At 74.4% G+C, this 26,466-nt stretch carries 20 protein-coding genes; 6 read left to right on the plus strand and 14 right to left on the minus strand.

Annotated features, from left to right (window positions below):
- Window positions 1-5: 5 nt before the first annotated feature.
- From AB0J53_RS10395 to AB0J53_RS10410, 4 genes are read right to left on the minus strand one after another with little or no spacing between them, the layout of a single operon-like run.
- A complete protein-coding gene (locus AB0J53_RS10395) occupies window positions 6-3,818 on the minus strand; it encodes an SDR family NAD(P)-dependent oxidoreductase (RefSeq protein ID WP_364170780.1) in 3,813 nt (1,270 codons plus the stop codon).
- Window positions 3,815-8,503 (minus strand): SDR family NAD(P)-dependent oxidoreductase, encoded by a 4,689-nt coding sequence (locus AB0J53_RS10400; RefSeq protein ID WP_364170782.1) that lies wholly within the window; start codon window positions 8,501-8,503, stop codon window positions 3,815-3,817. Before AB0J53_RS10400 ends, AB0J53_RS10395 begins: the two co-directional genes overlap by 4 nt.
- 32 nt (window positions 8,504-8,535) lie before the next feature.
- Complete coding sequence (locus AB0J53_RS10405) at window positions 8,536-9,333, minus strand: ABC transporter permease (RefSeq protein WP_219507370.1); 798 nt, start codon at window positions 9,331-9,333, stop codon at window positions 8,536-8,538.
- A complete protein-coding gene (locus AB0J53_RS10410) occupies window positions 9,323-10,153 on the minus strand; it encodes an ABC transporter ATP-binding protein (protein WP_308125846.1) in 831 nt (276 codons plus the stop codon). Before AB0J53_RS10410 ends, AB0J53_RS10405 begins: the two co-directional genes overlap by 11 nt.
- A 176-nt stretch (window positions 10,154-10,329) precedes the next feature.
- Between AB0J53_RS10410 and AB0J53_RS10415 the strand changes: the two genes are divergently transcribed.
- Genes AB0J53_RS10415 through AB0J53_RS10425 form a run of 3 tightly spaced genes read left to right on the plus strand, consistent with a single transcriptional unit; the run spans window position 10,330 to window position 12,697 of the window.
- On the plus strand, window positions 10,330-10,998 hold the full coding sequence (locus tag AB0J53_RS10415) for a phosphotransferase (protein ID WP_364170785.1): 669 nt from the start codon (window positions 10,330-10,332) through the stop codon (window positions 10,996-10,998).
- 47 nt (window positions 10,999-11,045) lie between these two features.
- On the plus strand, window positions 11,046-11,483 hold the full coding sequence (locus tag AB0J53_RS10420) for a DUF1707 domain-containing protein (RefSeq protein WP_364170787.1): 438 nt from the start codon (window positions 11,046-11,048) through the stop codon (window positions 11,481-11,483).
- Window positions 11,480-12,697, plus strand: coding sequence for an acyltransferase family protein (locus AB0J53_RS10425; protein ID WP_364170789.1), 1,218 nt, complete (start codon window positions 11,480-11,482; stop codon window positions 12,695-12,697). Before AB0J53_RS10420 ends, AB0J53_RS10425 begins: the two co-directional genes overlap by 4 nt.
- A 1-nt stretch (window position 12,698) precedes the next feature.
- Here AB0J53_RS10425 and AB0J53_RS10430 read toward each other — a convergent pair whose 3' ends face one another.
- Both AB0J53_RS10430 and AB0J53_RS10435 read right to left on the minus strand, forming a co-directional pair.
- Entirely contained in the window at window positions 12,699-13,430 is a 732-nt protein-coding gene (locus tag AB0J53_RS10430) for an alpha/beta hydrolase (RefSeq protein ID WP_364170791.1), read from the minus strand.
- 78 nt (window positions 13,431-13,508) lie between these two features.
- Window positions 13,509-13,904 carry a DUF4279 domain-containing protein gene (locus AB0J53_RS10435; RefSeq protein WP_364170793.1) on the minus strand — a complete coding sequence of 132 codons (396 nt, stop codon included), beginning with the start codon at window positions 13,902-13,904 and terminating at the stop codon, window positions 13,509-13,511.
- A 499-nt stretch (window positions 13,905-14,403) separates the two neighbouring features.
- On the opposite strand from AB0J53_RS10435, the gene AB0J53_RS10440 reads away from it, so the two are divergent.
- From AB0J53_RS10440 to AB0J53_RS10450, 3 genes are all read left to right on the plus strand, one after another.
- Window positions 14,404-15,450 (plus strand): serine hydrolase domain-containing protein, encoded by a 1,047-nt coding sequence (locus AB0J53_RS10440; protein WP_364170795.1) that lies wholly within the window; start codon window positions 14,404-14,406, stop codon window positions 15,448-15,450.
- A 140-nt stretch (window positions 15,451-15,590) separates the two neighbouring features.
- Window positions 15,591-16,757 carry an FAD-dependent monooxygenase gene (locus tag AB0J53_RS10445; RefSeq protein WP_364170797.1) on the plus strand — a complete coding sequence of 389 codons (1,167 nt, stop codon included), beginning with the start codon at window positions 15,591-15,593 and terminating at the stop codon, window positions 16,755-16,757.
- 156 nt (window positions 16,758-16,913) lie between these two features.
- Window positions 16,914-18,059: an enolase C-terminal domain-like protein gene (locus AB0J53_RS10450; RefSeq protein ID WP_364170798.1), complete on the plus strand. Its 1,146-nt coding sequence runs from the start codon at window positions 16,914-16,916 to the stop codon at window positions 18,057-18,059.
- A gap of 66 nt (window positions 18,060-18,125) precedes the next feature.
- Here AB0J53_RS10450 and AB0J53_RS10455 read toward each other — a convergent pair whose 3' ends face one another.
- From AB0J53_RS10455 to AB0J53_RS10490, 8 genes are read right to left on the minus strand one after another with little or no spacing between them, the layout of a single operon-like run.
- The gene (locus tag AB0J53_RS10455) at window positions 18,126-19,133 is read right to left on the minus strand and encodes a dihydrodipicolinate synthase family protein (protein ID WP_364170800.1); all 1,008 of its coding nucleotides are present in this window, start codon (window positions 19,131-19,133) and stop codon (window positions 18,126-18,128) included.
- Window position 19,134: 1 nt separating this feature from the next.
- Window positions 19,135-20,160, minus strand: coding sequence for an epimerase (locus tag AB0J53_RS10460; RefSeq protein WP_364170802.1), 1,026 nt, complete (start codon window positions 20,158-20,160; stop codon window positions 19,135-19,137).
- Window positions 20,147-21,613, minus strand: coding sequence for a beta-N-acetylhexosaminidase (locus tag AB0J53_RS10465; protein WP_364170804.1), 1,467 nt, complete (start codon window positions 21,611-21,613; stop codon window positions 20,147-20,149). The genes AB0J53_RS10460 and AB0J53_RS10465 overlap by 14 nt, the downstream gene beginning before the upstream one ends.
- On the minus strand, window positions 21,610-22,380 hold the full coding sequence (locus tag AB0J53_RS10470) for a sugar phosphate isomerase/epimerase family protein (RefSeq protein WP_364170806.1): 771 nt from the start codon (window positions 22,378-22,380) through the stop codon (window positions 21,610-21,612). Before AB0J53_RS10470 ends, AB0J53_RS10465 begins: the two co-directional genes overlap by 4 nt.
- Window positions 22,377-23,384: a Gfo/Idh/MocA family oxidoreductase gene (locus AB0J53_RS10475; protein WP_364170807.1), complete on the minus strand. Its 1,008-nt coding sequence runs from the start codon at window positions 23,382-23,384 to the stop codon at window positions 22,377-22,379. Before AB0J53_RS10475 ends, AB0J53_RS10470 begins: the two co-directional genes overlap by 4 nt.
- A gap of 36 nt (window positions 23,385-23,420) precedes the next feature.
- Window positions 23,421-24,233, minus strand: a complete 813-nt coding sequence (locus tag AB0J53_RS10480) for a carbohydrate ABC transporter permease (protein ID WP_364170809.1) — start codon at window positions 24,231-24,233, stop codon at window positions 23,421-23,423.
- On the minus strand, window positions 24,226-25,158 hold the full coding sequence (locus AB0J53_RS10485) for a sugar ABC transporter permease (RefSeq protein ID WP_364170811.1): 933 nt from the start codon (window positions 25,156-25,158) through the stop codon (window positions 24,226-24,228). The genes AB0J53_RS10480 and AB0J53_RS10485 overlap by 8 nt, the downstream gene beginning before the upstream one ends.
- Window positions 25,155-26,450 carry a sugar ABC transporter substrate-binding protein gene (locus tag AB0J53_RS10490; RefSeq protein WP_364170813.1) on the minus strand — a complete coding sequence of 432 codons (1,296 nt, stop codon included), beginning with the start codon at window positions 26,448-26,450 and terminating at the stop codon, window positions 25,155-25,157. Before AB0J53_RS10490 ends, AB0J53_RS10485 begins: the two co-directional genes overlap by 4 nt.
- Between the last annotated feature and the right edge of the window lie 16 nt (window positions 26,451-26,466).

Genomic DNA, 26,466 nt, shown 5'->3' on the forward strand with positions numbered 1-26,466 from the left:
GTCGCTCACTCCTGTTCGTCGCGGGCGTCGAGCAGCTCGGCGAGCTGGCGCACCGTCGGGCACTCCAGCAGGCCGGTGACCGGCACCGACGCGTTCAGCGCCTTGCGGACGCGGGTGGTGAGCTCGATGGCCAGCAGCGAATGCCCGCCGAGCTCGAAGAAGTTGTCCAGGGCGCCGATCGGGTCGATGCCGAGCACGCGGGACCAGATCGCGGCCAGCGTGGCCTCGGTGCCCTCGCGCGGCTCCACGTAGGCGTTGTTCAGCTCGGGGCGCGGGTGCCGCTCCTGGTCGTCATCGTCGTCGCCGGCCTCGTGGATGTCGCCGGTGACCCACTGGGCGATGCGGGCGTCCAGGGAGCCGGTCGAGATGACGAAGTGGCCGGCGTGCCCGGCGGCCGACAGCGCCCGCTCGAACACGTCCACGCCCTCGGCGGGCGTCATCGCGTAGTCGACGACGGCGCCGCTGTGGCCGGCCACCCGGTCGGGGTCGATGTTCCAGGTGTCCCAGTCGACCGTGACCCACCGCCCGCCGCCGCTGGTGCGGGCCACCCGCACGTACGCGTCGAGCGCGGCGTTGGCGGCGGCGTACGGGCCGAGCGTCATGCCGCCGAGCACGGCCGCGATGGACGACAGCGTGATGCGCCGGTCCGGGCAGTGGTCGCCGAGCACCTTCTGCAGCACGTGGAACCCGGTCACCTTGGCCGCCAGGTGGGCGTCGCACTGCTGGCGGTCCATCAGGTGGGCGAAGTTGAAGTAGGCGCCGTCCTGCACGCCGGCGCCGTGCACGACGACGTCGATGCCGCCGAACCGCTCGACCGCCTCGGCCACGACGGCGCGCATGCGCTCCTCGTCGGCCACGTCGGCCGACAGGGCCAGCACCGTCGCGCCCCGGCTCTCCAGGTCGCGGATGTTGCGGATGTGGCGGGCGGTCCGCTCGCCGCCGGGCGGCACGTCGGCCAGGTAGGCGTCCCACTCCTGCCGGGGCGGCAGCGGGGAGCGGCCGGTGAGCACCAGCCGGCAGCCGTACGCGTCGGCCAGGTGGCGGGACAGGACGAGCCCGACGTCGCCGAGGCCGCCGGTGATCAGGACGGTGTCGCCGTCGCGGAACGGCCGCCGCGCCGGGTCCGGCTCGTCGATCGGGAACGGCTCGTAGTGGCGCAGCCACGTCTCGCCCGCGCGCACGGCCATCGGGCCCTCGTGCTCGCAGACGGCCGCGGCCAGCGCGGCCTCGACCCCGCCGGCCAGGTCGCCCAGGTCGCCCAGGTCGTCGAGGTCGACGTGGCGGCAGCGCAGGCGCGGGTTCTCCTGCTGGAGGCTGGGGGCGAGCGCCGCCAGCGTGGCGTGCTCGGGGTGGCGCAGCTCGGCCCCGGCGACGTTCACCGCGTGGGAGGTGAGCAGGACCAGCTCCGCCCGGGGCGCGGACCCGGTGTTGTCGACGAGCTCGCGGGCCAGCTCCAGCGCCGAGTAGAAGCCGCGGTCCTGTTCGGCGGCGAAGTGCGCCACCGGGTCGGCGCCGGGTCCGGGCTCGGCGGCGGCCAGGCTGAAGCCGTGCACGATCGCGCGCGGGCTGACGACCAGCGAGTACAGCAGTTCGGCGAGGTCGCCGGCCTTGCCGGAGCGGATGGTGAAGCTGCCGTCGTCGTGCTGCTCGAACCGGTCGCCGTCACGCACGGCGGTCACCTCGGCCCCGGCCCGCGTCAGCCGCTCGACCAGGGCCTCGCCGCGCCCGTCGGCGGTGAGCACCAGCCACGGCCCGGCCTCGCGCAGCCGCTCGTCGAGCCCTTCGGCGGGCAGCGGGCGCTGCTTCCACGACGGCAGGTGGGTCCACCGCGACCGGTCGAACGTCTTGCCCTCGCCCGCCGGCTGGCGCTGCTGCCCGGTGGGCGGTTTGACCCAGAACCTGCGCCGCTGGAACGGGTAGGTCGGCAGCTCGACGCGCCGCCCCTCGCCGCCGTGCAGCTTGGCCCAGTCGACGACGCTGCCGGCCAGCCAGAGCCGCGCCAGCGCCGACAGCAGCCACGAGGCGGCGTCCACGCCCTCCTCGGGGGCCACCGTCAGCTCCACGGCCTGCGCGTCGCCGTCGACGACCTGGACGCCGATCCCCGTGAGCCCGTCGGCCAGCGCGTTCAGCGCCTCGTCCCGTCCCGCCGTCCCGGCGGGGGCGGGCTGGCCGAGCACCGAGGACGCCGCCGCGCGCAGCTCCGCCCACCAGGAGTCCGGGGTCCCGTCCTCCGGCGCGGCCAGCCGTACCTTGGGGTTGCGCCGCTGGGTCTTGCCGTCGATCCAGCGGGACGGGTCGGCCAGCGCGGCGAGCGCGTCGTCGCGGTCGCGGCAGACGACGGCGCGGCGCAGCGCGAACGCGCCCCGCGACACCTGGAGCGTGAACGCCACGTCCGCCAGGTCGGAGCGGTCGCCGGTCAGGTGCCGGCGCAGCCGCTCGGTCAGGTCCGTCAGCGCCTGGTCGTCGGCGGCGGAGAACACCAGCAGGTGCGGGCCGGGCCTGGCGGGCCGCTCCGGCCGGGGCGGCGCCTGCTCCATCACCACGTGCGCGTTGGTGCCGCCGAGCCCGAACGAGCTCACCCCGGCCCGGCGCGGGTGCGGGCCCTCCGGCCAGGGCCGGTTCTCGGTCAGCACGGTGAAGCGGTCGCGCGCCGACGCCAGCGCCGGGTTCGGCGTCTCGTAGCCGGGCGTGCCCGGCAGCAGCTCGTGCTTGAGGACGAGCGCGGCCCGCATCAGCCCGGTGACGCCGGAGGCGCGGTCGAGGTGGCCGAGGCTCGGCTTGACCGACCCCAGCACCGTCGGCGTCTGCCCGGCCTGCGTGAACACCCGGCTCATCGCCGCCAGCTCGATCGAGTCGCCCAGCATGGTGCCGGTCGCGTGGCACTCGACGTAGCCGACGGTCTCCGGCTTGACCCCGGCCACGCCGAGCGCCGACTCGATCACCTCGGCCTGGCCGTCCACGCCCGGCGCCGTGTAGCCGGCGCGCAGCCGGCCGTCGTTGTTGGACGCCGACCCGAGGATCACCGCGTGGATCACGTCGCCGTCGGCCAGCGCGTCGGACATGCGCTTGAGCGCCACCGCCCCCGCGCCGCTGCCCATGACCGTGCCGCCCGCCTCGGCGTCGAAGCTGCGCACCCGCCCGTCGGGCGACATGATGCCGCCCTGCTCGTACAGGTAGCCGGCGGGCTGGGGGAGCGGCGTGAACGCGCCGCCCGCCACGGCCACGTCGCACTCGTAGGTGAGCAGGCTCTGGCACGCCAGGTGCACGGCCACCAGCGACGTCGAGCAGAACGTCTGCACCGACACCGACGGCCCGCGCAGCCCCAGCTTGTAGGAGACCAGCGAGGCCAGCGAGTCGCGCTCGTTGCCGACGGCCATGAGCAGCGCGCCGCCCGGCTGCGAGGTGAGGTGCTGGATGTTCTGCACGACGTAGTCGGGGAAGCCGCAGCCGCCGAACACGGCGACCTGCCCGGGCACGTCCGTCGGGCAGTAGCCGGCGCCCTCCAGCGCCTCCCACGAGCACTCCAGGAACAGCCGGTGCTGCGGGTCCATCGTCTCGGCCTCGCGCGGGTTGATGCCGAACACCCCGGCGTCGAACCGGTCGAGCCCGTCCAGCGGGCCGCCGACGCGCACGTAGCGCGGGTCGGCCAGCGTGCCCGGGTCCACCCCGGCCTCGCGCAGCTCCTCGTCGGTGATCGTCCGCAGGCCCTTGACGCCCGCCAGCAGGTTGTCCCACAGCTCGGCGACGCCCGAGGCGCCCGGGAAGCGCCCGGACATGCCGATCAGCGCGACCGCGGAGTCGTAGTCGGTTCCGGTCATGATGTCCTTCCGCTCCTGAGCATGTTGCGCCGCTGCGCGATCCTGGACCGCTGCTGCTCGCGGGCCTCGGCCGGCTGCTCGCCCGCCTCCTCGCCCGCCCTGGCCGCCTCGGCCAGCGAACTGATCGTCGGGGCCTGGTAGAGGATGTGCGGCGGCAGGTAGGACAGCTCCAGCGCCTTGCGCACCTCGGCGATGATCTCCATGCCGAGCAGCGAGTTGCCGCCGAGCTCGAAGAAGTTGTCGTGCACGCCGACCTGCTCCAGGCCCAGCGCCTCGATCCACACCTGGGCGATGGCCTCCTCGGCGGGCGACTGCGGCTCGACGTAGGCGGTCGACAGGTCGGGCCTCGGGTGCCGGCCGAAGGCGTCGCGGATCTTCTTCACCGTCGCCTGGTGGCTCTCGATCGACGAGCGGCGGCTCATCGCCACCATCGGCGCGAAGTCCTGCGTGGACGCGACCACGTGCCGCTCGCCGCTGGCCAGCGCCCGCAGCAGCGTCTGCCAGCCCTGGTCGAAGGTGAGGCCGAAGTTCTCCCGGTACCACTCGAAGTACTGCCGGGAGCCCTCGTCGTAGTTGTCGAGCCCGTCGGTCCAGCCGTTCCACGTCCACTCGCACCAGTCGATGGAGGTGACGGTCACGCCGGGCAGCGGGTCGCTGAGCGCGAAGGAGTCCAGGAACGCGTTCGCCGCGCAGTAGTCCACCTGGCCCGCGCCGCCGCCGGTCGCCGACGTCGTGGACGAGAACAGCGCCAGGAAGTCCACCGGCCGCTCGCGCAGCACCTCGGCCAGCGCCAGCGTGCCGGCCACCTTCGGCGCCAGCACCCGGTCCATGTCGGCGACGGTCTTGAACTGCATGAGGCCGACCGCCGGCACGCCCGCGCAGTGCAGGACGCCGTTGAGCTCGCCGAACCGCTCCACCGCCGCCTCGACGGCGCGGCGTACGTCCTCCACGCGGGAGACGTCGCCCGCCACGGTGAGCACGGCCGAGCCGGCCGCCTCCAGGCGGCGCAGGCCCTCCAGCCGCCTGCGGACCTCGCCCGCGGCGTTCCCGGCGGCCAGGATCGACTCCCACTCCTCGCGGGGCGGCACGGGGGTGCGGCCGAGCAGCACCAGCCGCGCCCGGTACTGCTCGGCCAGCCTCTCGGCCATCGCCAGGCCGATGCCGCCGAGCCCGCCGGTGACCAGGTACACGCCGCCTTCGCGGACGCGCGCCGCGGGCTCGGCCGCGTCGATGACGGCGGCGTCGAGCACCTCGTAGTCGGGGATCCAGCGGCGGCCGCCGCGCAGCGCGACCACCTGGTCGGCCGGGTCGGCGCGCAGCTCGGCGAGCAGCGCGGCCGTGACCGAGCCGGGGTCGAGGTCGATCAGCCGGGTGCGCGCCTTGGGGTACTCGACGGGGATCAGCCGGGTCGGGCCGAGCAGGGTGCCGCTCGCGGCGTCGACGCGGTCGCCCGGGTGCACGCGGTGCGCGCCGGTGGTGACGATGTCCAGGCTCCAGCCGGGCAGCCCCAGGTCGCCGGAGGCGCGGGCGAAGGCGACCAGCGTGTGCAGGCCGCGCCGCAGGCTCTCGCCGATGGGCCGCTCGCCGCCGGCGTTCCACAGGTGCACGACCCGTTCGGGCGTCCAGTCGCGGCCGGTCAGCTCGCGCAGCGCCGAGACGGCGTCCTCGGGCGAGCCGGGCCGCACCCGCAGCCCGTCCGGGCCGCTGGAGAACTCCTCGCCCGGCCGCACCAGCACCGCCTCGCGGCCGGTCGCCGCCAGGTGCGCCAGCAGCGGCGCGGCCAGCGCGTCCGCGGCGCCGTCGTCGGTGTAGACGAGCCAGCGGGACGCCTCCTCGGCCACCGCCGGGCGGGTCGTGGTCTCGCGCCAGACGGGCGCGTGGATCCACCGCGTGTCCGGCAGCCGGGGGTAGGCCTTGGCGATGCTCTTCGGGTCGCTCTCGTCGAAGGCCGCCGCGCCACCGCCGCCGCCCAGCGCCGACTCGTCGATCTCCAGCCAGTAGTCCTGGTGCTCGAACGGGTAGGACGGCAGCGGGACGCGGCCGGGCGTCCAGCCCTCGTGCAGCGCCGCCCAGTCGACCGGCACGCCGGTCAGCCACAGCTTGGCCACCGCCGTGGCCAGCGCCGCGCCCGCGTCCTGCGTGTCGCCGGCGGCGGGTAGCGTGGTGACGATGAGCGGCCAGCGGCCGCGCTCGCAGGCCGGGTGGCCGCGCGTCAGCGCGCCCAGCGACTGGCCGGGCCCGATCTCGGCCAGCGCCAGCTCCGGGATGCCCAGCACGTGGTCCAGGCCCGCCCCGAACTCGACGGTCTCGCACATGTGGCGCGCCCAGTAGCCGGGGTCGGTCACGTCCTGTGCCGTCGCGGGCGCGCCCGTCACGTTGCTCAGGTACGGCAGCGCGGGCGGGCGCAGCGTGATGTTGTCGGCGATCCACGCGGTCAGCTCGGCGGCGACCGGCGCGAGCATCCGCGAGTGGAAGGCGTGCGTGGTCTCCAGCCGCCGGTGGCCGATCTTGGCCTCCAGCAGGCGGGCCGCGGCCGCCTCGACCGCGCCCACCGGCCCGGCCAGCACGAGCTGGGAGCCCGCCCGCACGGCCACGTCCAGCTCGCGCATGCCGTCGTCGCCGAGCAGCGCGGCCAGGCGCCGCTCGTTCGCGGAGACGGCCAGCATCGCGCCCTCGGGCTGGGAGGTGATGAGCTTGGCCCGGTAGGCGACCAGCCGCAGCGCGTCGGGCAGCGACAGCACGCCCGCCAGGCAGGCGGCGACGTACTCGCCCAGGCTGTAGCCGATCATGATCTCGGGGGTCAGCCCCCACCGCATGAGCCGGCGCGCCAGCGCGTACTCGGCGACGAACACGGCGGGCTGCACCAGGTGCGCGTCCGTCGTGGAGCGCGGCGCGCCGCCCGTGGCCCGGCCCAGCAGCCTGGCCAGGTCGCTCTCCTGCTCCGCGGCGGGCCCGGCGGGCGCGAACACGTCCGAGAGCTGCTCGGGGCCGGTGAGCCCGAGCACGGCCAGGCACTCGTCCACGTCCGCGCGGAAGCCCGCGTCCTCGGCGTAGAGGGAGGCCACCATGCCCGGGTACTGCTCGCCGACGCCGGCGATGAGGAAGCCGACCTTGCGGCCGACCGTCGCGTCCGTACGGCCCAGCGGCCCGGCCGGGTCGGCCAGCAGCTCCGCCGCCTGCCCGGCCGAGTCGGCGACCACGACCTTGCGGTGGTTGAACACCTTGCGCCCGGCCTGCAGCGTGTACGCAACGTCGGCCAGGTCATCGGCCGTGGCGGTCAGGTGCTCGGCCAGGCGGGCGCAGGAGCGTTCGGCGGCGGCGGCCGAGCGGGCCGACACCGGCAGGATCTGCCAGCGGTGCGGGCGGGCCGGCCGCTCGGCGGGCAGCGGCGCCTCGGTGACGATCGCGTGCGCGTTCGTGCCGCCCATGCCCAGCGAGCTGATGCCCGCGATGCGCGGCCGCTCGTCGCTGCGCGGCCACGGCGTCGGCTCGGCGGTGACGCGGAACGGGCTGGCGGCGAAGTCGATCTCGGGGTTGGGGGAGCGGTAGTGCAGCGTGCCGGGGATCAGCTCGTTGCGCAGCGACTGGACGACCTTGATGAGCCCGGTCACGCCGGAGGCCCGGTCCAGGTGGCCGACGTTCGGCTTGATCGAGCCGAGCACGCAGTACTGCTTGCGCTCGGTCTCGCCGAACGCCCGGGTCAGCGCCGCCACCTCCATCGGGTCGCCGACCTCGGTCGCGGTGCCGTGCGCCTCCACGTAGGAGATGTCGGCCGGGTCGACGCCCGCGCGCGCCAGCGCCGACGACACGCAGCGACGCTGGCCGTCGATGCTGGGCGCCAGATAGCTGAACTTCATCGCGCCGTCGTTGTTGATCGCCGAGGCGCGCAGCACGGCGAAGACCGTGTCGCGGTCGGCGACCGCGTCCGAGAGGCGCTTGAGCGTCACGACCGCGGCGCCGTCGCCGAACATGCTGCCCCGGCCCTCGGCGTCGAACGTGCGCACGTGCCCGTCGGGCGACTCCTGGCCGCCCTCCTCCCACAGGTAGCCGATCCGGTCCGGGATGCGCACCGACACGCCGCCGGCCAGCGCCATGTCGCACTCGCCCCGGCGCAGGCTCTCGCTCGCCAGGTGCACCGCGACCAGCGACGTGGAGCAGAACGTCTGCACCGAGATGCTGGGCCCGTTCAGGTCGAGGCGGAAGGAGACGTTCGTGGCCAGCGAGTCCTTGTCGTTGCCGATCATCAGGGCGGAGGTGTCGATGCCCATCTCGAACGCCCTGAGCCGGGTCAGCAGGTAGCCGCTGATGTTCATGCCGGCGAACACGCCGACGCTGCCGCGGTTCTCGGGGGCGGCGTACCCGGCCGTCTCCAGCGCCTCCCACACGCACTCCAGGAAGATGCGCTGCTGCGGGTCGGCGAGCGTGGCCTCGCGCGGGTTGTAGCCGAAGAACCCCGCGTCGAAGCCGCGGATGTCGTCCAGGATCGGCCGCGACCTGACGTAGTTCGGCTGCTGGAACGTGGCCGGGTCGACGCCCGCGCTGATCAGGTCCTCGTCGGAGAAGCGCGTGAACGACTCCACGCCGGTGCTGATGTTGCGCCAGAACGTCCCGATGTCGGTCGCACCGGGGAAGCGCCCGGCCATACCGATGATCGCGATGTCGCCCGGTGAATGTCCGTGATCCATCAACCTGCCTCTATTCACTGGAGTTGCGGTACTCACAACAGCCCGCCACGGCCCCAGCCGCGGGCGAGCCTGCGGGCGGCGAACACGCCCGACAGCAGGCCGATCGCCAGCACGACGCCCGCCGGGCGCAGCGTCCCCGCCACGTCCCCGGCGACCGCGGACTGCATCATCACCAGCGCCCAGTAGCCGGGCGACGCGTGCGCGGCCAGCTGCGCCCATTCGGGCATGAGGCTCAGCGGGACCAGCGCCCCGCCCAGCGAGCTGAGCGTGAGCGCGCCCACGTCGGAGATGACGCTGAGCTCGCCGTGGCTGCGCACCAGCGTGGCCAGCGCCGCCCCGATCGCCAGCAGCGCGAACGCCCAGATCAGGATCGCCAGGAACACCAGGTGCGGCATCGACGGCACCGGCAGCCCGATCGCCAGGCAGCCGTAGACGAGCAGGATCGCCTGCTGGGCGACCATCACCACGAACAGCGGCAGCGTCTTGCCGACGAGCAGCTCGGCGGCCGGGGCGCGGGTCACCCGCAGCCGGTCCCAGGTGCGCCAGGTGCGCTCGGACAGGATGGCGTTGCCCGCCAGTGAGATCGCGAAGACGGAGAACATGACCATGAGGCCGGTGGCCACCTGGGTGGCGCCGCCGTCCAGCGCCCGCACGTACAGGGGCTTGAGCACCAGCATGAGGACCATCGGCATGGCCACGTAGCTGATCATCTGGCCCGGGTCGCGCAGCCGCAGCGTCATGTTGTGCCTGGCCAGGGCGCCGATGCGGTGCGCGGACCCGAGCAGGGAGCCGAGCCGGCCCGGGCCGGGACGTGAGACGTCAAGGAGCATCGTGGACCGCCAGGGATCGGTAGAGGTCGTCCAGGGAGGCGTTGCGCACGTCGACCGAGCTGATCGGCCGGTCGGTGCGGTGCAGCAGGTCGATGAGCGTCGCCGCCGGGTCGGAGGTGGAGATCCTGATCTCCTCCTCGTCCTCCAGCGTCACCCGCACCTCGCCCGGCAGGTCCCTGGCCAGCTCCTCGTAGGTGCCGCGGGCGATGACCCGGCCGTCGCGCGCCACCGCGATCGTGGCCTGCAGCTCGGTCAGCTCCGGCAGGTAGTGGGTGGTGTAGACGACGGCCGCGCCCTCGCCGGCCCGCTGCTTGACGACGTCGAGCATCGCCTGCCGGGTCTCCAGGTCGGCGCCCGCGGTGGGCTCGTCCAGGAGCAGCAGGGCGGGCCGGTGCACGAGCGCGGTCGCGGCCTGCGTGCGCCGCTGCTGGCCGCCCGAGAGCTTGCCGGCCCGGCGGTCCATCAGGTCGGTGAGCCGCAGCATCACCGCCAGGTCGTCGATGGCCGAGCTCAGCGCGGCCCGGCGCAGGCCGGACAGCCTGCCGTACAGTTCCAGGTGCTCGCGGACGGTCGCCGACGGATAGAGCGCGAGATGCTGGGGCGCCACGCCGACCTGGCCGCGTACGGCGGAGGGCGGCTTGCCGTCGATGGTCACCGTGCCGCCGTCCTGGCGGATCAGGTGCGACACGATCTCGACGAAGGTCGTCTTGCCCGCGCCGTTGTGTCCCAGAAGCCCGACGATCTCTCCGGCGGCCACGCTCAGCGTGAATCCGTCGAGTGCCTGGATTTCGCCATACCGTTTGACGAGGCCGGTTGCCACCAGCAACGTGTCACCTCCCCATATTCAATGGAATAAGCAGGTGAGTGGGGGTTGAATCCATGTTCGTCTCACGGTAGCGACAAATATCGGGCCGCCCGGTGGCAGCTAGTTGCCGGAAAAACCGGTCACCGCGCTGAGGTACAGATTTATTGGCTTTACCGGCTAATCTGACTTATATGCAGGTTGGTTCGTTGATCGCCGCCGGATACGACTGCGAGATTTTCGACGCCGGCCCCGGCCGCGTCGTCCGCCGCTCGCGCGACGGCCGCAGCCTCGAACGCGAGGCCGCCGTCATGCGCCACGCCAGGCGGCACGGCTTCCCCGCCCCCGAGGTCTACGACGCCGACGGGGGCGACATCCTCATGGAGCACGTCGACGGGCCGAGCCTGCTTGAGGAGACGGCCCGCGACCCCGGCCGCGCCGCCGAGCACGGCGCGCTGCTCGCCGGGCTGCTGCGGCAGCTCTCGGCCGTGCGGGCGCCCGGCTGGCTGCGCGCCGCCTCCGGCCGCCCCGGCAACCGGCTGCTCCACCTCGACCTGCACCCCGGCAACGTGCTCGTCACCGCCGACGGCCCCCGGGTCGTCGACTGGGCCAACGCCGCCCGGGGCGCGCCCGGCGTCGACGCCGCCTGCACCTGGCTCATCCTCGCCACCGCCCCCGTCGCCACGCCGGAGCTCGCCGGCGCGCGGGCCGGGCTGCTCGCCGCCTTCCTCGACGGCGTCGACCCCGACGCCGCCCGGCCGCACCTCGGCTCCGAGGCCGCCCGCCGCCTGACCGAACGCGACCTGCCCGCCGGCGAGCAGGACGCCATCGCCCGCTTCCTGGCCGACGCCGGAGCCCCGTGACCCGCACCCTCCGCCCACGTCCGCATCAGCCCCCCACGGAGGTCGACATGGCAGAGCACCGCGACGTGCGGGCCTCGGACGCCGACCGCGAGGCCGCCGCCCGCCGCCTGCGCACGGCGGTCGAGGAAGGCTGCCTCGACCTTCCCGAGTTCGACGACCGCGTCGGCCGGGCGCTCGGCGCCACCACCCGCGGCGAGCTGGCCGTGCTCCTCGCCGACCTGCCCGCCGAACCCCGCCCGGCCCCGCCGCCCGCCCGCCCCGCCGGGACGCCGCGGTGGCTGAGGACACTCTGGGCCGTGTGGGGCGCGATCCTCGCCGTCAACGTCGTGGCCTGGGGCGTGGTCAGCGTCGCCGAGGCGTGCCCCGCCGAGTTCTGGCCCAAGGACCTGCTCGGCCCCGCCCTCGTGCTCGCCGTCGTCACCGCCGTCAACGCCGCGCGCCGGCGCGGCACGCCCCCGGGCGGGCTCTCAGGGGGCGGGGCGTGAGCGCACCGGCCCCTCCCGGGGGTGAGCGGCGCGGCGAGGTCGACCTGCTGCGGGTCCTCGTCGTCGCCGGGCTGGTGCTGTTCCACTCCGCGCTCGTCTTCGACGCCCGCGACGACTTCTACGTCAAGAACGCCGAGACCACCGGCCTCACCCTGGTCGTCTCCGTCCTCGGCGTGCTGTGGGCGATGCCGCTGCTCTTCTACGTCGCCGGGCTCGCCGCCCGCCACTCGCTGAGCCGCCGCGGCCCCGCCCGCTACGCCGCCGAACGGTTACGCCGGATCGGCGTGCCCCTCGTGTTCGCCACCGTGGCCGTCGTCCCGGTGCCGCAGTGGCTGCGCCTGCGCGCCGACCCCGCCTACCACGAGTCCTACCTGGAGTTCCTGCCCCGGTTCTTCCGGATCGAGCTGGACCCGGCCCAGTTCCCGTTCGTGCTCCAAGGCGAGCATTTCGAGACCGGGCACCTGTGGTTCCTGGTGCTGCTGCTGACGTTCTCGCTGCTGCTGGCCGCCGTCGCCCGGTGGGGACCCGCCTGGCGGCCGGGGGAGCGGATCGCCGCCCTCGCCGACCGGCGCGGCGCCGTGCTGCTCGCCGCGCTGCCCCTCGCCCTGATCAGCGCGCTCCTCGGCCTGGAGGAGGAGTACGCGGGCTGGAGCCGGTGGGCGTACCTGGTCTTCTTCGCCTACGGGTTCGCCTTCGCCGCCGACCACCGCTTCCGCCGGGCGCTCCGCCGCGACCTGCGCCTGGTCGCCGCCTGCGGGCTCGTGCTGTTCGCGGCCGGGGTGCCGGTGCTGCTGGGCGCGGGCGACGACGCCTTCACCGCCGCCACGCCTCTCGCCCTCGTCGGCCGCGCCCTCTACGGGGCCGCCGGGTGGTGCTGGCTGCTCACCATCCTCGGCGCCCTCGACCGCCCCGCCGCCCCCGCCGTTCCCGGCACGGCGAGCGCGGGCCGGGCTCCCGTCGCGCCGGGCGTGCGGCGCTACCTGGCCGAGGCGGTGCTGCCCCTGTACGTGCTGCACCAGCCGGTGGTGGTCGCGGTCGCGTTCTGGGTGGTGCGGATGGAGGCGCCCATCGCGGTCAAGTACGTGATCATCGCGGTCGTGTCGTCGGCCCTGACGCTGCTCGCCTACGACCTGCTGGTGCGGCGGACCCGGGTGACGCGGTTCCTGTTCGGCATGCGTACCCGGGAGAAGGCCGCGGCGGCCGAGCGCGCGTGACTCAGGCCAGCCAGGCGCGTGCCCGCTCGGCGAACCAGGCCGGGCGCTGGAGCGGGATGCCGTGCCCGGCCCCTTCGACGATCTCCAGCCCGCTGCCCGGCAGCGCCTCGTGCAGCAGCCGGGCCGACGCCAGCATGACGCGCCGCTCCCGCCCGCCCGCGAGGACCAGCGCCGCCCGGGGGAAGCGCGCCCACCCCGAGGGGACGGTGAAGCGGATGTTCTCGCCCACGGCCGCCAGCAGGGTCTGCTTCGACACGGCCGCGGACGTGCGGACGTAGTCGCCGAGCAGCTCGTCCGGCACGAACAGCGCCTTGGCCTGCGCCCTGGCGAACCACTCCCGCCCGGCCAGCCCCGCCGTCGCGCCGAGCAGGCCGAGCGTGAGGCCGGGCGCCGCGCTGGGCCGGGCCTGCGCGCTCACCACCATGACCCGCTCCACCAGCTCCGGCGCCTCGGCGGCCAGCAGGACGGCGAGCTGAGCGCCCAGCGAGAACCCCGCCACGCGGACGCGCCCGCCCTGCTCGCCGAGAACCCGGGTCAGCGCCTCGACCGTGCGGCCGTGGGAGTGGTACGGCTCGCCGGCGCTGCGGTCATGGCCGGGCAGGTCCGGGACGATCAGCCGGTGATCGCGCGACAGCCGCTCGCGGACCGGCTCCCACATCCAGCCGGCGACCCCGCCCCCGTGCAGCAGGAGCACCGGCGGCGCGCCGGCCGGACCGTACGTCTCGACATGCATCCGAACAGCTCCCCGTAGCACCAGCGGCGGACCGCCAACCTATCGCGCCGGGCCGGGGCGCCTCGGGGGCGGTGCCGGTCACAGGTCGTGGCCGTACTCGTCGACGTCGAGCTCGGCGCGGGTGGTGCGCAGGAAGTCCAGGACGTGCCGGTCCAGATGCCATCCCAGTGGCCGGTCCGGCGTGTCGGCGGCGGGGGCCTCGTCGGTGAAGAAGCGGACCGCCTGGAGGGTCGCCAAGTTCTCCGGCTCGTGCCGGTTCAGCTCGGCGGCCAGGTCGCCGATCGCCGCCGCGTACGGGTGCAGGCGCTCCACCAGGGTCAGGATCATGTCGTCCAGCGGCAGGCTGGACCGGGGCGGGCCGTCGACCCGCCACACGTGCACGGCCGGGTAGGGCGGGTCGGGCAGTTTGCTGCCCATGACCGTGATCCTGTCCGGTTCGAACGCGAGGCGGGCCGTCATCTCCGCCGCGGGCATGCGCGCACTCTTCAGTGCGAAATACACGTACTGCTCGACCTGCACGGTCCTCCGTTCCCGAACGTGTCCCCGGCCGCCCGGACGTGCCCGGTTCAGGGCGTGATCCGCCGGCCTTGGGTCTCGCCCGACAGCATGTCATGATCGGCCTCGCACCCCCACAGCAGGAGCGACGTGCCGGTCCACCCGGCTGCCGCGTCGCCGCACCGGCCGGCGGCCCGGACGCCGGCAGCGGGCTGACCTGCCGGGGACGGAAACGCTCCGGCCCGGACAGGACCCGCGCCGCGACGGATCCGGTGATCAGCAGCAGTACGGCACACGACGCGATGGCCCAGCCCCGTCGGCGCACGGCCGTAGAAGGTGGCAGAGCGGTGGAAACGGCTGGCCGCCCCTGTTCCGGTAGGGCCCGCCCTACCGGAACAGACGCGCCCGCATGACTGATCTTGACCCCGGAACGCCCAAAGATGAGGACATCACCACCTAACGCAGGAGATGTCCTCTGATGCACAAGCACCTCGCCGTCGCTGCCGCCGCTGTCATGCTGCTGGGAGCCGTCGCCGCGCCCGCCGCGGCCGCCCCCCGCCTGAGCGTGCAGCAGCAGGCCGACCGGTTGACCCGGCAGGACGGCCTGGCCGGCGCGGTGGTCTCGGTGCGGGAGCGCGACGGCCGGACGGCCACGTGGACCTCCGGCACCGCCGAGCGGGGCACGGGCAGGCCGATGGTCGGCGGCGACGGCCGCTTCCGCGCCGCCAGCGTGACCAAGCCGGTGATCGCGGCGACGGTGATGCGCCTGGTCGCGGCGGGCAAGGTGAGCCTGGACGAGCAGGCGGAGCACTACCTGCCCGGCTCGCTGGGCGGCGCCCGCGTCACCGTGCGCCAGCTGCTCCAGCACACCAGCGGCCTGCCCGAGTACTTCGACCTGGTCGACTGGACCAAGCCGGCTTCCCCCGCCGAGCACCTGGCCCTCGCCCTGACCCGCCCCCTGGGCAAGCCGGGCGCGCAGTGGTCCTACTCCAACACCAACTACCTGGTCATCGGCATGATCATCGAGAAGGTGACCGGCAAGGACTTCCGGCGCGTGTCCGAGCAGGGCGTGCTCAAGGGCCTGCCCGGCACGTACTGGCCCAAGCCGGGCGAACTGGGCATCCGCGGCCGGCACGCCCACACGTACGGGCTCAACCCCGCCGCGCCGGAGGACGGCGAGACGGACACGACGCGGCTTCCCGCCCACGCCTTCGGCGCCGGCGGCGGCCTGGTCTCCACGCCGGACGACCTCAACCGCTTCTGGCAGCGCATCCCCGAGCGCACCCTGCGCACCATGCTCGCCGGGACCGTCCCCGCCTCCGACCCCCGGGGCAGCCGGTACGGGCTCGGCGTCTACACCTATCCGCTGAGCTGTGGGCGGGTCTGGATGCACGACGGCGGGCTGCCGGGCACGCGCGTGCTCAGCGGGCGCACCCGCGAGGGCCGGGCCGCCACCGTCTACGCCACGGGCACCCCGAAGAGCGACCGGCACCTGTTCGCCACCCTCGACGCCGCCCTGTGCTGACTTCGGTGAATCCGGGAGTCCGCCCCCGCCGCGCCCCGCCGCGCCCCCCGCGCCCCCGCCGCGCCCCCGTGCGGGGCCCTTGCTAAGATCACTTTTCGTACCATACGAGATGGTATGTTGATCACGCTGGGGGTAAGACGGTGACTTCCTCGTCCGCGCTCGTCGTCGGCGGCGGCATCGGCGGTCTGGCGACCGCGATCGGGCTTCGCCGTAACGGCTGGCAGGTGACGCTGCTGGAACGCGCGCCCGCGTTCCGGCCGCTGGGCTCCGGCATCACCCTGGCGCCCAACGCCGTGCGCGCGCTGGACGCGCTCGGACTGGGCGCCGAGCTCCGCGCCAGGGGCATGGCGCAGGGCGCGGCCGGGCTGCGCAGGCCGTCAGGGCGCTGGATCATGCGCGGAAGGGTCCAGGACCTGGAGCGCCGCATGGGCGTGCCGGCCTTCGCGCTGCACCGGGCCGACCTCCACGACCTGCTGATCGGCGCACTCCAGGACGCCGACATCCGGCTCGGCCACACGCTCACCGGCCTGCCGGGACCGGGCACGGTGGCCTTCGACGGGCCCGACGGCCCGGGGGAGCTGACCGCCGACCTGATCGTGGGGGCGGACGGCATCCGCAGCAAGCTGCGCCGGATCCTGTTCCCCGCCCATCCGGGCCCCGTCTACGCCGGCTACATCACCTGGCGCGGCATCGTCGCCGCCGATAGCACTCCCGCCGGGATGTCCAGGTCCATCACCGAGAGCTGGGGACGCGGACGGCGCTTCGGCGTGATCCCCCTGGCCGACGGGCGCGTCTACTGGTACGCCACCCAGTCCTGCCCCGAGGGCGCCGGGGCGGGCGACACCCTGGCCCAGCTCGGGGCCCGGTTCGCGAGCTGGCACCGGCCCATCCCCCAGCTCCTCGCCGCCACCTCGCCCGACGCCCTGATCAGGCACGACATCCACTCCCTCGTCACCCCCCTGGAGACCTACGTCTCGGGCCGGGTGGCCCTGCTGGGCGACGCGGCGCACGCGCTGACCCCCGACCTCGGCCAGGGCGCGGCCCAGGCGCTCGAGGACGCGGTCACCCTGACGGCGTTCGCGAGCTCCCGGAGCGGCGTCGAGGAGGCGCTCGTGCGCTACGACCGGGCGAGGCGGCCCAGGGCGCAGCACGTGGTGCGGACGTCGGCCCAGGTCGGCCGCATCATCCAGCTCCGCAACCCCGTGGGCGCGGCCGTGCGCGACACGCTCGCCGCCCTGGTGCCGGCCGACACGTACCTGAACGCGACCGCCCGGACCCTCGACTGGCACCCGCCCCGCCCGGCCTGAACCGGCCGCGGATCGGCAAGGGCCGGACATTCGCCCGGGGCGCCGTTGTTCCGGACCCATGAATTCATTCCGTGAATTATGCCTTTTCTGCCTTCATGCTATTTTGGCATTTCGCGATAAAAGAAAAGGCATCAATTCATGCTGTGGGAGTCGTCGATGGATTCGCTGGTCGTCGAGCGGGTGGAGACCTTCGTCGTGGAATTGCCGGCGATCCGGTCGTTCAGCATCTCGGGCGGGAGCGTCACCAGCCCCGACCGGCCCGCCGTCCGCGTGCTGGTGAAGGTGACCGCCGGTGGGCTCACCGGCTGGGGTGAGGCGACGCCGACGCCCGCGTGGACGTACGAGACCACGGAGTCGATCTCGACGACGATCCACCACTACCTCGCCCCGGCCCTGATCGGCCGGCCCGCCTGGGACCTCGACGGGGCCGGCGCGGCCTTCGAGAGGGTGATCAACCGGGGGCTGACGATCGGCTCCCCGATCGCCAAGTCGGCGCTCGACCTGGCGTTGCACGACCTGATCGGGCGGGCGCTCGGAGTGCCCGTCGGCGTGCTGTGGGGGCAGCGCAGGCTCGACCGGATCAAACTGGGCTGGATCGTCGCCGGTCAGACCGCCGACGAGGTGCGGCGGGCGGTCGAGGAGGGCCGCGAGCACGGCTACGGGGCGTACAAGGTCAAGGTGGGGCTGCACGACGAGGCGACGGACTTCGCCGTCGTGGCGGCGGTCCGGCGGGCCGCGCCGGACGCGCCCGTCTGGGTGGACGCCAACCAGGCCTACACCGTCGACGGCGCGCTGCGGATGGCCCGCCGGCTGGCCGACCTGGACGTGTCGGCGTTCGAGCAGCCGCTGCCCGCCAACGACCTCACCGGCCTGCGGCGGCTGCGTGACCACAGCCCGCTGCCGGTGGCCCTGGACGAGAGCCTGCGGCACCCGTCGGACCTGGCCACGTTCGTGAAGCTCGACGCGGTGGACATCGCCATCGCCAAGGTGCAGCGGTCGGGCGGCCTCACGCTGTCGCGCCGCCTGTGCCAGCTCGCCGAGGACGCCGGGCTCCGCATCATGGGGTCGGGGCTGACCGACACCGACCTCGGGTTCGCCGCGTCGCTGCACCTGTTCGCGGCGTTCGGCGTGGACACGCCGGTGGACCTGAACGGCAGGCAGTTCGTCCGGTCGGCGTACGTCGGGGGGAGCACGGTGGAGGTCGTGGACGGCACCGCGCTGGTGCCGTCCGGCCCGGGGCTCGGGGTCGAGGTGGACGAGCTGGCCGTCCGCTCGCTGGCCACCGCCCACTGGACCGCCTGACCCCTCGAACGGCCGGAGGGGCCGGGGCGGTCCTCCCGCCCCGACCCCTCCGGCCCGCGCGCCGGGTCAGCGGAGCCAGTCGTCCAGGTGGGCGGCCACGAAGTCGTCGTCCACCAGCCACGGGTACGCCGCCCGCACCCGGGCGATCTCCTCCGCCTGCCCCGGCGACAGGGTCTCCTCCGGGTCCAGGCACCACGTCCCGGCCAGCAGCCCCTGCCCGCGCAGCACCTCGTGCACGCCGGCGACGCAGCCGCGGAAGCCGCCCGCCACGTCGAACACGGCGCCGTTGGCGTCGGTGAGGTCGGCGGCGCGGGCCAGCAGCGAGCGCAGGACCGCGTCGTCCCCGGCCCGCGCCCGCCGCACCTCCTCGAACATGAGCACGGCCGCCCGGGTCCACACCGCCCACTGGCCGAGCAGCCCGCCGGCGACGCGGTGGCCGGCGAAGGACGTGAGCAGGTCGCCCAGGATGTTGTCGTCGTTGCCCGTGTAGAGGGCGACGTCGCCGCCGCGGCCGGACTCGGCGACCGCCCTGGCCACGTCCACCGTGCGGTAGCGGTCGAACGGCGCCGTCTTGATCGCCACCACGGACTCCTGCCGGCTCAGCCCCCGCCAGAAGGCCGGGCTCAGCCGCTGCCCCCCGACCGCCTCCTGCAGGTAGAAGCCGATGACCGGCAGCACCTCGCCCACCGCCCTGGCCCGCTCCAGCAGCTCCGGCTCGCTCGCGCCGGGCACGGAGGGCGACAGCAGCACCGCGTGGTAGCCGAGCGAGGCGGCCAGCTCCGCCTCGGCGACGGCCTGGGCGGTGCCGCCGCAGGCCCCGGCGACCAGCACGAAGGGCCGTCCGGCCGCCTTGGACACCACCTCCGCGGCGAGCTCCAGGACCGGCCGGAGCAGCCCGGCCTCGCGGATGGCGAACTGCGTGGTGTGCACGCCGACGGCCACCCCGCCGGCCCCGGCGGCCAGGTAGTAGCGGGTGAGCGCGCGCTGGCGGCGCTCGTCCAGGGTGCGGGCGGCGGTGAGCGCCAGCGGGTGGGCGGGGATGACGCTCCCCTCCCTGAGCAGGTCGATCGACACGTCAGAACCTCCCGTCGCGTACGGAGAACTTGGTCGGCTTGCCCGCCAGCGGCAGGCCGCGCGTCAGCCAGGCGGCCTGCCAGGCGACGAGGGTGTCCAGGGGGACGTCCGGGTAGCCGAACAGGCCGTGGCAGCGGGAGGCGTCGCTGAGCAGCGCCGTGCCGGACTCCTCCCCGGCGAAGCGGGGCCCGGCACCGAGGAGTGCGGCCAGCCGGGTGGCGGCGCGCCGCACGGAGGCGGTCTCCGGCCCGGTGACGTTGAGCACGAACGGCTCCGGAGCGCGCGCGTGCAGCAGCGACCGCAGCGCGACCTCGTTGGCGTAGCCCTGCCAGACGACGTTGACGTGGCCGGTCGTGACGTCCACGGGCCGGCCGTCCCGCACGGCCGAGGCGAGGTCGGCCAGCACGCCGTAACGCAGGTCCACGGCGTAGGACAGGCGCAGGATCGCCACCCGCGCGCCGAGGACGGCGGCGGCGTGCTCGAAGACGCGTTCGCGGCCCAGGCAGCTCATGGCGTACTCGCCGACCGGGCCGGGCTCGTCGTCCTCGGCGCTGCCGCCCCGGGTCACGTCCACGAGCGGGTACACGTTGCCGGTGGAGAACGCGGCGATGGCGGCGTCGCGATAGCGGCGCCCGACCGCGGCGGGCAGCGCGGCGTTGACCGCCCACGCCCGGTACGGTTCGGCCGAGGTGCCGAACTTGGCCCCGGCCAGGAACACGACGCAGCCGGCGTCGGGCAGCCCGGCCAGGTCGTCGCCGCCCATGAGGTCGTGGCGGACGACGTCCACCCCGTCCTCGCGCAGCGCCCGCGCCGCCGCCTCGTCCGACCAGCGCGAGACCGCGTGCACGCGGGTCCCGGAGCGCCCGGCGGCGTCCAGGGCGCGACGGGCCAGCCGCGCCAGGCTGGGGCCCATCTTGCCGCCGGCGCCGAGGAGGACGAGGTCGCCGTCGAGCCGGGCGGCGTCGGCGACCAGCGCGGCCGACGGGGTGGCCAGCCGCTCCTCGAGCTCCTTCTCAGACCCGAACATGCCGCGCCCCTTCCGCGAGGCCGGAGGCCCCGGCGTGGCCGGGCCGCCGGTAACGCACGCCGAGCTCGTCGAGCAGCGGCAGGTGGGCCGACAGGCGGCGGGCGAAGTCGCCCGGGTCCCGGCCGCGTGACCAGGCGGCCTCGGCGACCGCGCACAGCCGGGGGAAGGCGTTGTAGTCGAACCGCTCACGCGTGGGCAGGTACTCGCCCCACAGCTGGGCCTGCAGGCCGAGGACGGCGTCACCGGCGTCGAACCCGTAGACGGTCTCCAGCGGCAGCGGCCCGGAGATGCTGACGGGCTCGCCCGGCCCGTCGGACTCGGCGTAGTCGAGATAGGTGTGCGTGTGCGGGGCGGCGACCACGTCGTGCCCGGCGCGCAGCGCGGCCTCCACCCGGTCCACGCCCCGCCACGCCATGATCACCATGTCCTCGGGCGGGTCGTGGTCGAGCATGTCGTCCCAGGCGACCGCGCGGCGGCCGAGCCCGCGGAGGTGGCCGGCCAGCAGGCGGCCCCACCAGCCGAGCAGGGCGGCGGGACCGGGCAGCCCATCGTCCGCCACGCGCCGCGCGGCCTCGGGGCTGCGCGCCCACTCCTCGCCGCGGACCTCGTCCCCGCCGATGTGCACGTACGGGGACGGGAACACCTCGCACAGCTCGTCGAGCACGTCGCGGGCGAACGCGACGGCGCGGTCGCCGACGTTCAGCACGTGCGGCGAGATGCCCCAGGTGGTGCGCACCTCGACGGGCTCGTCACCGGGGTGGCCGAGCCACGGGCAGGCGGCGACGGCGGCCTGGGAGTGGCCGGGGAACTCGATCTCGGGGACCACGGTGACGCCGCGCGCCGCCGCGTACGCGGCCAGCTCCCGCAGCTCGCGCTGGGTGTAGAAGCCGCCGTGCGGGGTGTCGTCGGACACGCCGTCGCGGGCGTGCCCGGCCGGGGACCGCCTCCGGTACGCGCCGGCCTCGGTGAGGCGGGGATGGGCGCGGACCTCGAAGCGCCAGCCCTGGTCGTCGGTGAGGTGCAGGTGCAGGACGTTGAACTTGTGCAACGCCAGCAGATCCACGTACGCGTACAGGAAGGACAGGGGCCGCCACCAGCGGGCGACGTCGATCATGACGCCGCGCCAGGCGTGCCGGGGGACGTCCCGCACGGCGCCGCACGGCAGGCCGGCGGGGGTGCGGAGCTGGCGCATGGTCTGCACGCCCCACCGCAGCCCGGCCTCGGCGGCGGCGGCCACGTCGGCGCGCCCGGGGGTGACGGTGAGGACGTAGCCCTCCGGGCCCAGGGAGGCGTCGTCCACGAGCCGCAGCGTGATCTCGGCCGGGCCGTCGCCGTCCGGGCGCAGGCCGAGCAGGTCGCGGGCGAGCCCCGCCTGCGGCCCGCGCACCCGCGCGCCGGCGCCGAGCGGGAACAGCCCTTCGCCGGGCCGCCACGAGGTGACCTGGGGGATCATCGGCCGAGCACCTCCCGGAAGGCGGTCAGGGCCGCGCCGACGGGCGGCGCGTCGGGGTACCAGACGCGCTCCCACTCCAGGGCCAGGTAGCCGGCGTAGCCGATGCGGTCCAGCTCGGCCAGCACGGCGGGCACGCCGACGGCGCCGTGGCCGGGCAGCACCGGCGCCAGGTCGGCGGGCGAGGCGGCGTCCTTGATCTGGACGTGCCGCAGGTGCGGCGCGAGCAGGTCGGCGGTGCGCGCGGGCGGCTCGCCGGCCCGCCACGGGTTGACGACGTCCCACAGGGCGCCGACGCGCTCGGAGCCGACCCCCGACAGCACCGCCGCCACGGCCTGGCCGGTGAGGAACACGTCGTGGGTCTCCAGCAGGACGTCCACGCCGTTGCCCGGCAGCCGGGCGGCGACCTCGGCCAGCCGCTCGGCGGCGGCCGGGGCGGGGTCGGCCTGGCCTTCGACGCCGCCGAAGACGCGGACGTAGCGGGCGCCGAGCGCCTCGGCGATCTCGACGTGGCGCAGCACCTCGGCGACGGGGTCGCCGTCGGGGCGGGCCACGCGGGTGTAGGAGCAGACGGCGACGATCTCGACGCCGGCCCCGGCGAAGGCGCGCTCGACCGCGCGCAGCTCGGCGGCCGTGCTGTCAGGCGCGATGAGGTCGCCGTCGGCGCACCGCAGCTCGACGCCGGCGCAGCCGTGTTCGGCGGCGATCCGGACGACCTCGTCGACAGGGGCGCCGGGGGTGCCGAGCGTGCTGAAGGCGAGCGGGTTCACGGGTGTCCTTTCACGGTGACGGTGGAGCCGAGGCTGGCCGACTCGTAGACGGCCAGGGCGACGTCCAGGACGGACAGCGCGTACTCGGGGGTGACCTGGGGCGGGGTGCGCCCGGCGCAGGCGCGGGCGAAGTCGTCGAGCTGGGCGGCGAAGGCCGCGGCCATCTCACCGGGCTCGGGGGCGGCCACCTGGGTGGCGGCGCCGGCGCGGAAGGACCACACGCCGTCGCCGCGGCTGATCCGCACCGCCCCCTCACCGCAGACGATCTCGGTCTCGTCGGTGAACGGCAGGCCGGTGCCGGTGACGTTGATCGTCGAGCGGGTGCCGTCCGCGTGCCGGGCCAGCGCGACCGCCTCGGTCTCCACGGCCTTGCCGCCGGGCACGGCCACGTGCGCGGTCACCTCGGTGATCGGGGAGCCGACGAGCATCTGGAGCTTGTCGATGCTGTGGGTGCCGACGTTGAGCACGATCCCCCCGCCCGCCATGCCGGCGTCGAGGAACCAGCGCGGCCGGGCCGGGTCGGCGTAGTCGGCGGTGCGCCGCTCGGAGGCCACCACGACGCCGCCCAGCTCGCCGGAGGACAGGTAGGCCGCCGCGGCGCGCAGCGTCGGCACGAAGCGCAGCACGTGGCCGGCGGCGAGCACGACGCCGGCGGCGCGGCACGCCTCGATCATGGCGAGGGCGTCCTCGCGCGTGGTGGCGATGGGCTTCTCCACGAGCACGTGCAACCCGGCCGCGGCGGCGTCGAGCGTGATGGGGGCGTGCAGGGCGTGCGGGACCGTGACGACGACCGCGTCGAGGCCGCCCGCGTCGAGCATCGCCCGATGGTCGGTGTGGACGCGGGCGCCGGCCTCGGCGGCCAGCTTCTCCGCCGCCTCGGCGCGCACGTCGCACACCGCGACGACGTTGACCCGCCCGGCGCTCCGGCGGGCGGCCGCCAGGTGGAACTCGGCGATGGTGCCCGCGCCGATGACGCCCAGGCGCAGCCCGGATGTAATGGTCACGATGTCCTTTCTGAGGTGGACGGGGCTGAGAGGGGCTCAGCCCTTGAGTCCCGCGGACATGGTTCCGCGGACGAAGTAGCGCTGGGCCAGCACGAACACCACGAGCATCGGCAGGAGGCTCATCATGGCCGCGGCCGTGACGAGCTGGTCGTTGCCCACCCACTGCCCCTTGAGGCTCAGCACGCCGACGGGCAGCGTGTAGTTCTCCGGCGAGGTGAGGTAGATGACCGGCTCCAGCACGGCCTTCCACGAGGTGGTGAACGTGAAGACGGCCAGCGTGGCCAGGGCGGGCTTGGCCAGCGGGAGGTGCACCCGCCAGAACACCTGCCACGGGTTGGCGCCGTCCAGGCCGGCGGCCTCCTCGAAGTCCCTGGGGATGGCCAGGAACGTCTGCCGCATCAGGAAGATCCCGATGGGCGTGGCCAGCCAGTACGGCACGATGAGCGGCAGCAGCGTGTCCAGCCAGCCCAGCGACCTGAACAGCAGGAAGTTCGGCACGATCGTGATGACGGTGGGCAGCATCATCGTGCCGAGCGCCATCGTGAGCAGGGCCTGCTTGCCCGGCAGGCGCATCCTGGCCAGGGCGTGGCCGACGGTCGCGCTGGTGACGACGTTGCCGATCACCGCCAGCACGGCGATCACGAGGCTGTTGACCAGGTAGATCCCGAACGGGGCGCGTTCCCACACCTCGGCGTAGTTGCTCCACTGGACGGGGTCGGGGACCCACACCGGCGGCACCTGGATGTACTGGGCGAAGCTCTTGAGCGAGTTGCCCAGCGCCGCCAGGAACGGCACCAGCATGACCGCCGCCCCCGACAGGACCAGCAGGTACGACAGCGTCTTACGCATAGTGCACCCACCTGCGCTGGAGCCGGAACTGCACCAGGGTGAGCACGAGCACCAGCACGAACAGCACCCACGCGACGGCCGAGGCGTAGCCCATCTGGAAGAACTGGAAGCCCTGCCGGTACAGGTAGAGGACGGTCAGCTCGCTGGCGCCGTGCGGGCCGCCGTCGGTCATCACGTACACCTGCTCGAACGACTGCAGCGTCTCGATGGAGGTGAGCACCAGCACCAGGAACGTCGTGCCGGAGATCCCGGGCAGCGTGATGTAGCGGAAGCGGTTCCACGCCGAGGCGCCGTCGATCTTGGCCGCCTCGTACCGCTCCTCGGGGATGGCCTGCAGCCCGGCCAGGAACAGCACCATCATGTAGCCGACGCCCTTCCACACCGCGACGGCGGCCAGGGTGGGGATCACCAGGGCCGGGTCCTGCAGCCAGTTCTCGGCCGGCAGCCCGGCCAGGGCGAGCACCTGGTTGGCGATGCCGGTCTGCGGGTTGAACACCGAGTCGGCGACGTAGGCGACCACCACCCACGAGGAGACCACCGGCACGAAGTAGGCGGCCCGGAACAGCGCCATGCCGCGCAGCCGCTGGTTGAGCGCCATCGCCAGCAGCAGCGCCAGCGCCGTCTGGGTGGGCACGAACAGCACCGCGAAGTAGGCGGTGTTGCCGAGCGTGCGCCAGAACACCTCGTCGCCGAGCAGCCGGGAGAAGTTGCCGAACCCGACGAACGTGGGCGGGGACATCAGGTCGTAGTCGGTCATGCTGAAGAACAGCGAGGCCAGCACCGGCCAGGCGGTCAGCGCCACCAGGTGGAGCAGGTAGGGGGAGGCGAAGGCCAGGGCCCAGGCGCGTTCCCTGGCCCTGCGCGTGCGCGCCGTCGCGGGAGGCCCGGCGGCGACCGGCCGCGCCTTGCGGGTGAGGACCGTCACTGCGTCTGCCCCGCGTAGAAGCGGTCGATGACCTGCTGGGCCTCCTTCTGCCCGGTCGCCAGCGCCTCGGCCACCGGGGTGGCGCCCGACAGCGCCTCGTTGACGCGCTTGGCCAGGGCCTCGGTGTACTCCGACCACACGGCGTTGGTGCCGAGCGTGTCGGAGGCGTCCAGCGCCTCCAGGAACACCGGGCCCCGGTCGGCGGGCAGCGCCGTGGCGGCGGCCTTCTTGTTGATCGGGATGGCCTCGCCGAGCTCGGCCCAGCGGCTCTGCGGCTTCTCGCCGGAGAAGTACGTGATCCACTTCCAGGCGGCGTCGGCCTGCTCGGGCGTGGCGGCCTTGCTGACCACCCACGAGTTGACGATGGCGACGTTCCCCCGGCCGCCGGGCCCCTTGGGCAGCGGGGCGACGCCGAAGTCGACCTTCGCGCTCATGGCGGGCAGGGTCCGGGCGTAGATGCCGTACGACATGGCCACGCGGCCGGTGGCGAACAGCGTGTGCACGGCGCCCTTGCCGAAGGACTCGGTGGTGACGTAGTCGGGGGCGAACCCGTCCTTGCCCATCGCGGCCAGCATCCAGTCGAGCGCGGCCCTGGACTCCGGGGTGTCGATGGCGACCTTGCGGTTGCCGTCGGTGACGACGTCGCCGCCGAACGCCTTGACGATGGGCCACCAGCTCTCGGTGAAGCCGGGGGAGTAGGCGCGGAAGCCGTAGGTGTCGGCCTTGCCGTCGCCGTTGGTGTCCTTGGTGAGCTTCCTGGCGGCGGCGGCCAGGTCGTCGTAGGTCCAGTCGGCGGTCGGCTCGGCCACGCCGGCCTCGGCGAACAGCTTCTTGTTGTAGAACAGCACGGGCGTCTGGGCGCCCTGGGGGAAGCCGTGGACGCGGCCCTTCCCGTCGCGGTTCAGCTCCAGGCCGGAGTAGGCGGCGGCGTCGACGGTCCTGACGCGGTCGGTGAGGTCGGCCAGCGCGCCGCGGGCGGCGAACTCCTGCACGAGCACGCCGTCCGACAGCCACACCTGCGGCGCCTGGCCGCCGGCGATCTGCGTGCGCAGCCGCTCGAAGAACTTGACGTACGGTGCGACCTCCAGCTGCACCTTGATCGACGGGTTGGCGGCGGTGAACTCCTTGACCAGTTCCCGCATGAGCGTGTCGGCGGGGTCTCCGGCGCCGGCGTAGAAGCCGAGGCGCAGGGTGACGGCGCCCGGCTCCCCGGCCGGGCCGCCTCCGCACGACGCCGTCCCGGCCAGGGCGAGCACGGCCAGCGTGCCGGCGGCGAGCATGCGAACATTCATGGGTCCTCCACGGGCG

It is taken from the genome of Nonomuraea sp. NPDC049725, assembly GCF_040674795.1.
Lineage (GTDB): Bacteria > Actinomycetota > Actinomycetes > Streptosporangiales > Streptosporangiaceae > Nonomuraea > Nonomuraea ceibae.